This window comes from Streptomyces sp. NPDC085946 (assembly GCF_044540485.1).
In the GTDB taxonomy this organism is placed as follows: Bacteria; Actinomycetota; Actinomycetes; order Streptomycetales; family Streptomycetaceae; genus Streptomyces.
The window spans coordinates 14,439-25,797 of record NZ_JBITSF010000023.1 but is presented as its reverse complement, the minus strand read 5'-3'; the positions used below and the strand labels follow the sequence as shown (position 1 = coordinate 25,797).

General features: G+C 75.1%; 10 protein-coding genes. 7 read left to right on the top strand and 3 right to left on the bottom strand.

All coding sequences use genetic code 11. The annotated features are described in order from the left end of the window. Positions 1–81: 81 nt before the first annotated feature. The 5 genes from ACIF8T_RS32755 to ACIF8T_RS32735 all read left to right on the top strand — a co-directional run bounded on the left by ACIF8T_RS32755 (position 82) and on the right by ACIF8T_RS32735 (position 6,502). Positions 82–831, top strand: a complete 750-nt coding sequence (locus ACIF8T_RS32755; RefSeq protein WP_400040091.1) for a (2Fe-2S)-binding protein — start codon at positions 82–84, stop codon at positions 829–831. 38 nt (positions 832–869) lie between these two features. Continuing rightward, positions 870–2,021: a glycogen synthase gene (gene glgA, locus ACIF8T_RS32750; protein ID WP_400040090.1), complete on the top strand. Its 1,152-nt coding sequence runs from the start codon at positions 870–872 to the stop codon at positions 2,019–2,021. Between the two features lie 50 nt (positions 2,022–2,071). Then, entirely contained in the window at positions 2,072–3,292 is a 1,221-nt protein-coding gene (gene glgC / locus ACIF8T_RS32745) for a glucose-1-phosphate adenylyltransferase (RefSeq protein WP_400040089.1), read from the top strand. A 238-nt stretch (positions 3,293–3,530) separates the two neighbouring features. Beyond that, positions 3,531–4,892 carry a wax ester/triacylglycerol synthase family O-acyltransferase gene (locus tag ACIF8T_RS32740; RefSeq protein WP_400040087.1) on the top strand — a complete coding sequence of 454 codons (1,362 nt, stop codon included), beginning with the start codon at positions 3,531–3,533 and terminating at the stop codon, positions 4,890–4,892. A 107-nt stretch (positions 4,893–4,999) separates the two neighbouring features. After that, positions 5,000–6,502 (top strand): SDR family NAD(P)-dependent oxidoreductase, encoded by a 1,503-nt coding sequence (locus ACIF8T_RS32735; RefSeq protein WP_400040086.1) that lies wholly within the window; start codon positions 5,000–5,002, stop codon positions 6,500–6,502. A gap of 30 nt (positions 6,503–6,532) precedes the next feature. Here the strand turns inward: ACIF8T_RS32735 and ACIF8T_RS32730 are convergent, their stop codons facing one another. Then, positions 6,533–6,982, bottom strand: coding sequence for a hypothetical protein (locus ACIF8T_RS32730; RefSeq protein WP_400040084.1), 450 nt, complete (start codon positions 6,980–6,982; stop codon positions 6,533–6,535). A gap of 458 nt (positions 6,983–7,440) precedes the next feature. Between ACIF8T_RS32730 and ACIF8T_RS32725 the strand changes: the two genes are divergently transcribed. Both ACIF8T_RS32725 and ACIF8T_RS32720 read left to right on the top strand, forming a co-directional pair. Continuing rightward, positions 7,441–7,614, top strand: a complete 174-nt coding sequence (locus ACIF8T_RS32725; protein ID WP_400040082.1) for a hypothetical protein — start codon at positions 7,441–7,443, stop codon at positions 7,612–7,614. A 56-nt stretch (positions 7,615–7,670) separates the two neighbouring features. Beyond that, positions 7,671–8,153 (top strand): GNAT family N-acetyltransferase, encoded by a 483-nt coding sequence (locus ACIF8T_RS32720; protein ID WP_400040081.1) that lies wholly within the window; start codon positions 7,671–7,673, stop codon positions 8,151–8,153. An 18-nt stretch (positions 8,154–8,171) separates the two neighbouring features. Here the strand turns inward: ACIF8T_RS32720 and ACIF8T_RS32715 are convergent, their stop codons facing one another. Both ACIF8T_RS32715 and ACIF8T_RS32710 read right to left on the bottom strand, forming a co-directional pair. Continuing rightward, on the bottom strand, positions 8,172–8,582 hold the full coding sequence (locus ACIF8T_RS32715; RefSeq protein WP_400040079.1) for a VOC family protein: 411 nt from the start codon (positions 8,580–8,582) through the stop codon (positions 8,172–8,174). Positions 8,583–8,757: 175 nt separating this feature from the next. Beyond that, the gene (locus ACIF8T_RS32710) at positions 8,758–10,101 is read right to left on the bottom strand and encodes an amidase (protein WP_400040205.1); all 1,344 of its coding nucleotides are present in this window, start codon (positions 10,099–10,101) and stop codon (positions 8,758–8,760) included. Positions 10,102–11,359 lie beyond the last annotated feature (1,258 nt).

The following is an 11,359-nucleotide window of genomic DNA, read 5'->3' as shown; positions in this document are numbered from 1 at the left end:
GATGGAGTACGACGCGACCCCCGTCATCCCCAGGGTGGGCACCCGTGAGGGGACACCCCAGGGGCGCGTCCCCTAGGGGACTTGGTACTACTGCTCCTCGTGGACCTCGACCTCGCCGCCCTCCACCCGCTCGGTGGCTTCTTCGTCCTGCGCACGGCCGGCGAACCGCACCTCCATCTTCCCACCCTCACCCGGGTGTACGAAGCCCCCGGCCCGGATGTTCACGCGGACGCCCTGACGGCGCGCGTCCGCCGGGTCGCGGCCGCCCTGCGCACCGCCGAGCCGCGCGTCGCCGCCTCCGTGGCCCACCAGGGGCTCGCCGCCCGGCTGTGGTCCGTCGCGCTCGGCTGCGCGGCCCTCACCGGCCGCGTCCCGGACCTGGACGCCCGGCTGCTGCACTGGGACCCCGACGGCAGCGCCCCCGACGACCTGTGGCTGGCCGGGGCCCGGGCGCTGCCGGGCGACGCGGCCACCCTCGCCGGCACGGTCCTGCTCGGCCACCTGGAGCCGCTGGCGGCCGCCCTGCGGGCCCGCCACCGCCTCGCGCCCGGTCTGCTGCGGGGCAACGCCGCCTCCGCCCTGGCGGGCGCCGCCCGGCAACTGGACGGCTGGGCGCGGCGCCACGGCCGTACGGACACCGCCGCCCGGGCCCGCTCCCTGGCCGCCGACGTGCTCTCCCACCCCCTGCTCGCGGGGGCCGGGAGCCTGACCGGCACCGCGTTCCGGCGCCGCAGCTGCTGCCTGTACTACCGGGTGCCCGCAGGGGGCGTGTGCGGCGACTGCTGCTTCCCGGGACCCCCGCGCTCTTCCCCACGCGCCACATCTGGGTGACCATGAAGACAAGAGCGATCCAGTCAAGGGGGTTCCGGGTGCGAGTGGGACTGCTGACCCGGGAGTATCCCCCGGACGTGTACGGCGGCGCGGGGGTCCACGTCGAGTTCCTGGCCCGTGAGCTCGGGCGGCTCGTGGACCTCCAGGTGCACTGCTGGGGCGAGGGCCGCGCCGACGGCGTGCAGCGCCACCGGCCCTGGTCCGCGCTCGACGGCTCCAACGACGCGCTGCGCACCTTCTCCGTGGACCTCGCCATGGCCGCCGCCCTGGAGGGCCGCGAACTGGTCCACTCCCACACCTGGTACGCCAACCTCGGCGGCCACCTCGCCAAGCTGCTGTACGGCATCCCGCACGTGATGACCGCCCACTCCCTGGAGCCCCTGCGCCCCTGGAAGGCCGAGCAGCTCGGCGGCGGCTACGCCCTGTCGAGCTGGGCCGAGCGCACCGCCGTCGAGGCGGCCGACGGCGTGATCGCCGTCTCCGGCGCCATGCGCGAGGACATCCTGCGCTGCTACCCGGCGCTGGACCCCGGCCGGGTCCACGTCGTGCACAACGGCATCGACACGGACCTGTACCGGCCCGACCACGGCACCGACGCCCTGGACCGGATCGGCCTGGACCGCTCCCGCCCCTACGTGCTGTTCGTCGGCCGCATCACCCGCCAGAAGGGCGTGCCCCACCTGCTGCGGGCCGTGCGGGACATCGACCCGGCCGTGCAGGTCGTGCTGTGCGCGGGCGCCCCGGACACGCCCGAGATCGACCGGGAGTTCCGCGACCTGTTCGAGGAGCTCGGCCGCGTCCGCGAGGGCGTGCACTGGATCCCGCAGATGCTGCCGCGCCCGGAGGTGATCCAGCTCCTCACCCACGCGGCGGTCTTCGCCTGCCCCTCGGTGTACGAGCCCCTGGGCATCGTCAACCTGGAGGCGATGGCCTGCGGCACGCCGGTCGTGGCCTCGCGGATCGGGGGTATCCCGGAAGTGGTGGACGACGGCCGGACGGGACTCCTCGTCGACGTGGACGACGGCTTCGAGGCCGGTCTCGCCCGGGCACTGGACCAGGTGCTCGGCGACCCGGAGACCGCCCGGCGGATGGGCGAGGCCGGGCGGGAGCGGGCGGTCGGCGAGTTCGGCTGGGACGCGGTGGCCCGCCGTACCGCCCGGCTGTACGAGGAGATCGCCAAACAGGCTTAGTCCGCCCTGCTCGGGGCAGGGATGGGGAAATCGGCGTGAGGGGAGCGGCCATGCGTCGTGGTGGACCGTCGGTCCTGGGAATCGTGCTGGCGGGCGGCGAGGGCAAGCGCCTGATGCCCCTGACGGCGGACCGCGCCAAGCCCGCGGTCACGTTCGGCGGCACCTACCGCCTCGTCGACTTCGTCCTGTCCAACCTCGTCAACGGCGACATCCTGCGGATCTGCGTCCTGACGCAGTACAAGTCGCACTCGCTGGACCGGCACATCACCACCACCTGGCGGATGTCCAGCCTGCTCGGCAACTACATCACGCCGGTCCCCGCGCAGCAGCGCCTCGGCCCGCGCTGGTACCTGGGCAGCGCCGACGCGATCCTGCAGTCGCTGAACCTGATCTACGACGAGCAGCCCGAGTACGTCGCCGTCTTCGGCGCCGACCACGTCTACCGCATGGACCCGCGCCAGATGCTCGCCCAGCACATCGACAGCGGCGCGGGCGTCACGGTGGCCGGGATCCGCGTGCCGCGCACCGAGTCGTCCTCGTTCGGCGTGATCACCCCGGCCTCGGACGGCCGGACCGTGGCGGGCTTCCTGGAGAAGCCCGGCGACCCGCCCGGCCTCGCGGACGACCCCGAGTGCGTCTTCGCCTCCATGGGCAACTACATCTTCACCACCAAGGCCCTGATCGAGGCGCTGCACCGGGACGCGGAGGACGAGGCGTCGGTGCACGACATGGGCGGCTCGATCCTGCCCCAGCTCACCGACCGCGGCGAGGCCGCCCTGTACGACTTCAGCGCCAACCACGTGCCCGGCGAGACCACCCGGGACCAGGGCTACTGGCGGGACGTCGGCACCCTCGACGCGTACTACGACGCCCACATGGACCTGATCGCCGAGCGCCCGGCCTTCAACCTCTACAACCGCCAGTGGCCCATCTACACCCACTCCGGCCAGCTCTCGCCCGCCCGCTTCAACGCCGGCGGCATCGCCAGCGAGTCCATCATCAGCGCGGGCTGCCTGATCCGCGGGCAGGTGACGCGGTCCGTGCTGTCGCCGGGCGTGGTGGTCGACCCGGGAGCGGTGGTGCAGGGCTCGGTGCTGCACGACAACGTGCACATCGGCCGGGGCGCGGTGGTGCGCGGCGCCGTCCTGGACAAGAACGTCGAGGTGCCGCCGGGCGCGACGATCGGCGTCAACCCGGAGCGGGACGCGGAGCTGTACACGGTGTCCAAGGCCGGAGTGATCGCCCTGGGGAAGGGGCAGCAGGTCTCGTAGCGCCCGGACCGGACGCCCGCGGGGCGCCGCTCCGTGACGCCTCCCGGGTGACTTCCTCCGGGTGTCCGGCGCCGCGGCGTGTGGCGGACCGGCCCCCTGTGCACCATGAGTCCCGCCCCTTCACGAAGGGGCGGGACTCACTCTTGTGTTAACTGTGCGTGACTTGGTCGTACTTGACCGTAATCGTCCTCGGACGGTTGACTGCTGGCTCACCCGTCGCCCGACGCGAGGCACCCCCTTGACTGCTGACCTGCTCGCTCCACTCGACCTGGCGTTCTGGAACATCGAGTCGCCCGAACACCCCATGCACCTCGGTGCGCTCGGGATCTTCGCCGCGGACTCGCCCGCCGCCGGGGCCCACGCGGCGGACCTGCTCGCGTCCCGCGCCGCCGCCGTGCCCGGGCTGCGCATGCGCATCCGCGACGTCTGGCACCCGCGCGACCTGCGGCGGTCCTGGAACGCCGCTCTGCGCCGGCCGCTCGCCCTCGGCGGCGCGGCCCGCGAGCCCGACCCCGACTTCGACCCCCTGCGCCACGTCCGGCTGCACGCCCCCGCCGCCGACTTCCACTCGGTGGCGGGCCGGCTCATGGAGCGGCCGCTGGTGCGCGGCCGGCCGCCGTGGGAGGCCCACGTGCTGCCGGGGGAGGACGGCACGTCCCTCGCCGTGCTGTTCAAGTTCCACCACGCGCTGGCCGACGGGCTGCGCGCGCTCACCCTGGCCGCCGCCGTCCTCGACCCGATGGACCTGCCCGCGCCCCGGCCCCGCCCCGCCGAGCCGCCGCGCGGCGTGCTGCCGGACGTGCGCAGGCTGCCGGACCTGGTGCGCGGCGCCCTGTCCGACGCGGGCCGCGCCCTGGACATCGGCGCGTCCGTCGCCCGCTCCTCCCTCGACGTCCGCTCCTCCCCGGCGCTCGGCTGCGAGTCCAGCGGCACCCGCCGCACCGCCGGGGTCGTCCTCGACCTCGACGACGTGCACCGCGTGCGCAAGTCCGAGGGCGGCACCGTCAACGACGTCCTCATCGCCGTCGTCGCGGGCGCCCTGCGCCGCTGGCTGGACGAGCGCGGCGACGGCAGCGAGGGCGTCGCGCCCCGCGCCCTGATCCCCGTCTCCAAGCGCCGCCCGCGCACCGCCCACCCGCAGGGCAACCGGCTCTCCGGGTACCTGATGCGGCTCCCGGTCGACGATCCCGACCCGCTGGCCCGGCTCGCCTCGGTGCGCACCGCCATGGACCGCAACAAGGACGCCGGTCCCAACCGGGGCGCGGGCGCCGTCGCGCTGCTCGCCGACCACGTGCCGGCGCTCGGCCACCGCTTCGGCGGGCCGCTGGTCGCCCAGGCCGCCCGGCTCTGGTTCGACCTCCTGGTCACCAGCGTGCCGCTGCCCGGCTTCGGCATGCGGCTGGGCGGCCGGCCGCTGACCGCGGTGTTCCCGTTCGCGCCGCTGGCCCCGGGCCACTCCCTGGCGGTGGCGGTCTCGACGTACCGCGGGCACGTCCACTACGGGCTGGTCGCCGACGGCAGGGCCGTGCCGGATCTGGACCGGCTGGCGACGGCCGTGACCGAGGAGGTGGAGACGCTCATCACCGCCTGCCGGCCTTGATCCCCGCCGTTTTTGGTGGTGCGGCGCGGCGCTCCGTACAATTCCCCGTTCGAAAGCGGGCGCGAGCAGGAGCGCCGCGACGGCACAGCAGGGAAACGGCAGCGGCGATGACGGTGACAGAGGACGGCCCGCAGGTCACGGACGAGGTGACCGCACCTTCGTACGGGCCCGGCATCGACCCGGAGCGGCTCGCCGTGTGCCTCGGCGTGCTGGAGGAACTCGACACGCTGGACGTCGACCACCCCGACGCGATCAAGGTCCGCCGGGCCACCTCGCACATCTACCGCACGGTCAAGCAGCGCCGCCGCCAGGAGCGCCGCGCCGCCAAGACCGCCCACGACCGGGCGGTCACCGAGGCCACCGCGACCGGCTCCGCCGAGCGCATCGACGACGAGACCGAGGGCATCCTGCCCTCCTCCAAGGTCGAGGCGGGCCGCATCGCGGGGATACTCCAGCGCCCCCGCTCCTGCTACACGTGCAAGACCCGCTACGTCGAGGTCGACTACTTCTACCACCAGCTCTGCCCGGAGTGCGCCGCCGAGAACCGCGCCAGGCGCGACGCCCGCACCGACCTCACCGGCAAGCGGGCCCTGCTCACCGGCGGCCGCGCCAAGATCGGCATGTACATCGCGCTGCGGCTGCTGCGCGACGGCGCGCACACCACGATCACCACGCGGTTCCCCAAGGACGCCATCCGCCGCTTCAAGGCGATGGACGACTCGGCGGACTGGATGCACCGCCTGGAGGTCGTCGGCATCGACCTGCGCGACCCCGCCCAGGCCGTGGCCCTCGCCGACCGGGTCGCCGAGGCCGGCCCCCTGGACATCCTCATCAACAACGCGACGCAGACCGTGCGCCGCCTGCCCTCCGCCTACGCCGCCCTGGTCGAGGGCGAGAGCGCCCCGCTGCCCGCCGGCGAGCTCCCCGCCCACCACGTCATCGGCGCCTTCAACTCCGGCGCCGTCGACGGGCTGGCCGCGCTGCCCGTCGGCGTCAGCGGTCTCGACGCGCAGCAGGTCGCCGACCTCGCCCTGGTGGCGGGCAACGCCAGCGTCGCCCGCCACCTCGACGGCACGGCCATCGACGCGGGCGGGCTGGTGCCGGACGTCGTCGACACCAACACCTGGGTGCAGACCATCGAGCAGATCTCCCCGGTGGAGCTGCTGGAGACCCAGCTGTGCAACTACACCGCGCCCTTCATCCTGATCAGCAAGCTGCGGCCGGTGATGGCCGAGGCCGCCCGCAAGGCCGCCGGCAACCGGGCCTACGTCGTCAACGTCTCCGCGATGGAGGGCGTCTTCAACCGCGGCTACAAGGGGGCGGGGCACCCGAACACCAACGCCGCGAAGGCCGCGATGAACATGGTGACGCGGACCAGCGGCCAGGAGATGTTCGAGACCGACCGCATCCTCATGACCTCGGTCGACACCGGCTGGATCACCGACGAGCGTCCGCACTTCGACAAGCTCCGCCTCGCCGAGGCCGGTTTCCACGCCCCGCTCGACCTGGTCGACGGCGCGGCCCGCGTCTACGACCCGATCGTGCGCGGCGAGGCGGGCGAGGACCTGTACGGCGTCTTCCTGAAGGACTACAAGCCGGGCAAGTGGTGAGGACGCCCGGAGGCCTGGCCTGACGGGCCGTCAGTCGACGGTCCTCAGCCGCGCCCCGCGGTCCGCCACCAGTTCCAGCACCGTGCGCCAGTCCTCCAGGACCCCGGCGTCGAAGCCCTCCGTGCGGGCCTCCTCGTCCGCCTGCCGCAGCGCGGACAGGTCGTCGTCGGCGGGGACGCCGGGGCGGGGGTGGTGGCGTACGAGGCGGGCGACCCGCTCGCCGAGCAGCGGGCGCAGCACGTCGGCCGCGCAGCCGGCGCGGGAGGCCGCGTCGCCGGTCCCCAGCAGCCGTCCGACCGGCCGCACCAGACCCGCCACTTGGAGCTCCTTGTCGGCGGGGCGGCCGCGGCGCAGCAGCGCGGCCGTGCGCAGGGCGTGGTCGTGCAGGTCGACCGGTGCGCCGCCGCCGGCCGGGAGATCCCGGACGCCCCGGCAGGCGTACAGCAGGTCCATCAGCTCCTCGACGCTGCGCAGCTCCATGCGTCCGTCCTCCCGCGAGTCGGCTCGTGCCGTACGGCAGCAGAGCAGAGAGACCTTGCGGTCCGGCCAACGGCACCTGAACCGCACGGCCCTGTGCGGGGCGCGGCGGGGCTGGGCCGAACGGGGGACGCGAACCGCTCGTACCGTGATGAACTGTCGCATAGTCGGACAGGGAGGCCACGGTATGACGCACGATCGTTACGCCTTGTTTTCAGCGCCATCGAGCGGGCCCCCGCTCATTTGGTTAATCTGGAGCGGACGGACAGCACACGGGGTCCCACCCACACCCACGGTCCGTCATGGGACGAGCCGGTCCACAGCGGCCTGATCTCACCTGAGTTGCCGGCGCCACCGCGTCCGACCCGCCCTTTCGACCACGACCCGCGCGGACGCCAGGCACCAGGTCTGAACACTGGGCCGATCCGTCCCGAGGGTGACCGACACATAAGGAGTGCGCGGTGACACCGGAGAAGACGATGCGCGATCAGCGGCCCACGGACCGCCCGGAGCGCGCGGGCCGGCGGCCCGGGGAACTCGGCAGCCTGGACGTGTGGGCGCGCTCGGCCCCGATCCGCCTGGCGGGCTACGAGGAGGACCTCGCCGAGCCCCACATCCTGCCCAGCGTGGACTGACCCGCCGCATCCGCCCCCGGGCGGTCGCCGCCGCCGGGCGTGCAAGACTCGTGTCCATGCTGATCAGGGAAGCAGCCGCCGACGACTGGCCGCGCATCTGGCCGTTCTGGCACCGCATCGTCGCCGCGGGCGAGACCTACACCTGGGACCCGGGCACCTCCGAGGAGGAGGCCCGGGTCCTGTGGATGCATCCGGCCAAACGCGTCTACGTGGTCGAGGACGACGCCGGGGCCGTCGTCGCCTCCGCGTACCTCACCGCCAACTACGGCGGTCCCGCCGCGCGCATCGCCAACGCGGGGTTCATGGTCGACCCCGGGTACGGCGGCCGCGGCGTCGGCCGGGCCCTCGCCGAACACGTCCTGGCCGAGGCCGCGGCCGCGGGCTACCGGGGCATGGTGTTCAACGCCGTCGTGGAGACCAACCCCGCCGTGCGGCTGTGGACCTCCCTCGGCTTCACCGTCCTCGGCACCGTCCCGGACGCGTACGACCACCCCCGGCACGGCCGGGTGGGGCTGCACGTCATGTACCGGGCGCTGTGACCGGGGGCCCCGGCCGGGTCAGGGGCGGGCGTAGGGCCGGGTGATGACCTCCAGGTTGTGGCCGTCCGGGTCGTCGAAGTAGGCGCCGCGGCCGCCGAAGAGGCGGTTGATCCGGCCAGGTTCGGTATGGCCGGGATCGGCGTAGTACGTGACGCCGATCGCGTCCAGGCGGGCCAGCACCGTGTCGAACTGCTCGTCGGGCACCAGGAACGCGTAGTGCTGCGGCTGTATCGGCTCGTCCCGCTTCTCGTAGAAGTCGAGCGTCACCCCGTTGCCCAGGTCGACGGGGAGGAACGGGCCGAACGGCGCGCCGGGCACCAGGCCCAGCACGGCGGCGAGGAACTCGGCCGACAGCCGCCGGTCGGTGGCGTGGACGACGGTGTGGTCCAACCGGACGGCGGTGGATCGGGACTGAGGGCTTGCGGACATGCGGGAACTCGTCTCCGGGTCTCGGTATGCGTGGGGGCGCCGCACGACGGCGCGCGGAACGGCATGGGGGACACGGAGCGGAAGGCGGGCCCCTGGCCCGCCCCGGGGTCATGTCGGGGCCGGGAGCCCCACTCGTACGCGGCCTGAGGCCGACCCGGCAGTCACGGGTGCGACCCTAGTCCATGGGAGCGGTCCGCCGCCACGGACGGTGCTGCTCCAACTGCTCGGCCAGCTCCAGCAGTTGCGCCTCCGCCCCCGGCCGTCCCACGAGCTGCACGGAGCAGGGCGCGCCGGAGGGCAGGCTGCCGCACGGGACGGCCATCGCGGGCCGGCCGGTCAGGTTCCACGGGGGCGTGAACGGCGAGTGGTGCGAGTTGGCCGCCAGATTGCGCAGCCAGCCCCGCTCGTGCCAGGGCCCGGCCCCGGGCGAGCGGCGCGCCAGCGCGGGGGTGAGCAGCACGTCGTGCTCCGCGAAGAACGGTTCGAGGCGCTGCCGCAGCCGCTCCCGGCTCCCGCCGGTGCGCGCCGCGCGCAGGAAGCGCCGCCCGACCGCCGCGTGGACCCGGGTGCGCCGCGCCAGCCGGCGCGGGTCGAGGCCCCGGGCGTCCACGGCGGTGCCCGCCGTCCAGTGGGCGAGCGCCGCCGTGCCCAGCGACACCGGGTACGGCGGATCGGCGCGCCGCACCTGGTGCCCGGCCCGCATCAGCACCCCGGCGGCCTCCCGGGCGGCCGCCGCGTACGGCTCGGCCACGGTGACGCCGGGCAGCGGGCTGCGCAGCGACAGGGCCACCCGGAGCGTGCCGGGTCCGGGACGGCGTGCGGGCGCGGCGCCGGCGAGGACCGAGAGCGTCAGCCGCAGGTCCTCCACCGTGGTGGCGAGCGGCCCGTTCTCGGACATGCCGAACCAGTCGCCGTCGCCGATGCCCGCCGGCACCACCCCGCGCCCCGGCTTGAGGGTGACCAGACCGCAGTTGGCGGCCGGGATGCGCAACGAGCCCATGCCGTCGTTGCCGAGCGCCACCGGGACCATCCCGGCGGCCACGGCGGCCGCGCCGCCGCCGGACGAGCCGCCCGCCGAGCGGGAGAGGTCCCACGGGTTGCGGGCCGTGCCGTGGACCCCGTCGGTGGTGCCGAACACGCAGAGCTCCGGCACGTTCGTCAGGCCGACGACGACCGCGCCCGCCGCCCGCAGCCGCGCCACGGTGACGTGGTCGGCGGCGGCGGGCGTGTCCGGGGTCGCGGCGCTGCCGACGCGGGTGGACTCGCCGCGCACGGCGAGGTTGTCCTTGACGGCCACCGGCACCCCCGCCAGCGGCAGTCCGGCGAGGTCCGCGCGGGCGGCCACCTTGTCGGCCTCGGCGAGGGCGGCCCGCGCCCGCACCACGCGGAACGCCCCGACCCGGCCGTCGAGCAGCTCGATCCGGGCGAGGTGCTCGGCGACCACTTCGCGGGGCGTGACCCGCTTCTCGCGTACGGCGGCGGCCATGTCGGCGGCGGTACGGCCGGCCCAGCTGGTCACCAGGGCCTCCTCGGGTGCGGCGGGCGTGGCGTACCGGCGGGTACGCACGGAGAACTGTGCCCGTCCCGGCGCTCCGCGTCGAGATCGCCGACGGCTTCGGGTACGGGGGAGAGGAAGCGCGGGCCGCGGCCTCGGCGCGGGCGCCGGACGAAGAAGGCCGTGGTCGCGTCCGTCGAGGCGGCCGGCGGGGTCCCAAGGTTGTGCCCCTCGCCCGGGCAGGCGCGCGGTGCGACGTCCTTGCCCGCCGCCTCGAACACGGCGGCGGTCCGTCGAGACCGGGCGAGGGGGCACGTGGCGTCCGCGGTGCCGTGGTGGACGAGCAGCGCGGCTCGGTGACGCGGTCGACGCAGGTGAGGGGCGGGACGCCCCGCCGGAAGGGCGGGTCCTGCCCGGGCGTGCCGGGCCGGGCGCCGATCCCGGCGGCCACCGGGTCCCCGTCGCGCCGCAGGAAGCGCTCGGCGTTCTCGGCCGGGCGCCGGGTCCCCGTCGCGCCGACCGGCGCGAAGACCCCGGCGGCGTCGACCGGGCCGGGCGCCACCACCGGCGTGCCGGGGACGGCCCCGCCGCCCGTCGGACGGCCGGGCAGGCCGATCCGGTCGCCGCCGGCCTCGGGGCGGCCGGGACGCCCTCGGCGCAGCCGGGGCGGAGGCCGACGCCGGTGCCGGGACCGTCGCCGGACCCGGCGCGGCTGCGGTCGTCGGTGGGCAGGACGGTGTGGCCCTCGTACGCCGGGCGGTCCCGCTCCCGGGGCATGCCCCGGCCGGTCACGCGGACGCCCGGGCCGATGGGCCCGTGCGCGAGCACCGGGGCCGGGAAGGGGCCCCGCCTCGGAGCAGCACGCTCATGATCCCCGAGATCGCCGGCCCGCCGGCCTCGTACGTCACCGCGTACCTCGTGCAGGCGGAGGTACGGGCCAGGACGGCGCCGAGTCGCAGGCCGGAGCCGTGGTGCTCGCGCTGGAACAGGTCCGGGACCGACCGGGTCGGCGGGCGGCGTGGGCGCCGGGGACGGGGACGCGGCGGGGGCGCAGGCGAACGCGTCGGCGCCGCCGGTCGCGGCGGTCGGCAGCAGTCCGGCGATGGCACCGGCGGGTGCCGCGCGACCGTGTGCGCCCATGGGCGCGCCGTCCACCGACCGGCGGCGCGTGCGCGTCGTCGCGCCAGGAGGTCCGACCAATAGGCGCGGCGGGCCGGGTGAGCAGGCGGAAAATCGCCCTCTCGGTCTGTTGTGGACGGTAATTGGTCTGGTAAATAAGCGT

Excerpts from the sequence above, each read along its gene's own strand:
- ACIF8T_RS32720 (WP_400040081.1), top strand. The coding sequence starts at position 7,671 with ATGCTGATCAGGGAAGCAGCCGCCGACGACTGGCCGCGCATCTGGCCG.
- ACIF8T_RS32735 (WP_400040086.1), top strand. The coding sequence starts at position 5,000 with ATGACGGTGACAGAGGACGGCCCGCAGGTCACGGACGAGGTGACCGCA.
- ACIF8T_RS32715 (WP_400040079.1), bottom strand. The coding sequence starts at position 8,582 with ATGTCCGCAAGCCCTCAGTCCCGATCCACCGCCGTCCGGTTGGACCAC.
- ACIF8T_RS32730 (WP_400040084.1), bottom strand. The coding sequence starts at position 6,982 with ATGGAGCTGCGCAGCGTCGAGGAGCTGATGGACCTGCTGTACGCCTGC.
- glgC (WP_400040089.1), top strand. The coding sequence starts at position 2,072 with ATGCGTCGTGGTGGACCGTCGGTCCTGGGAATCGTGCTGGCGGGCGGC.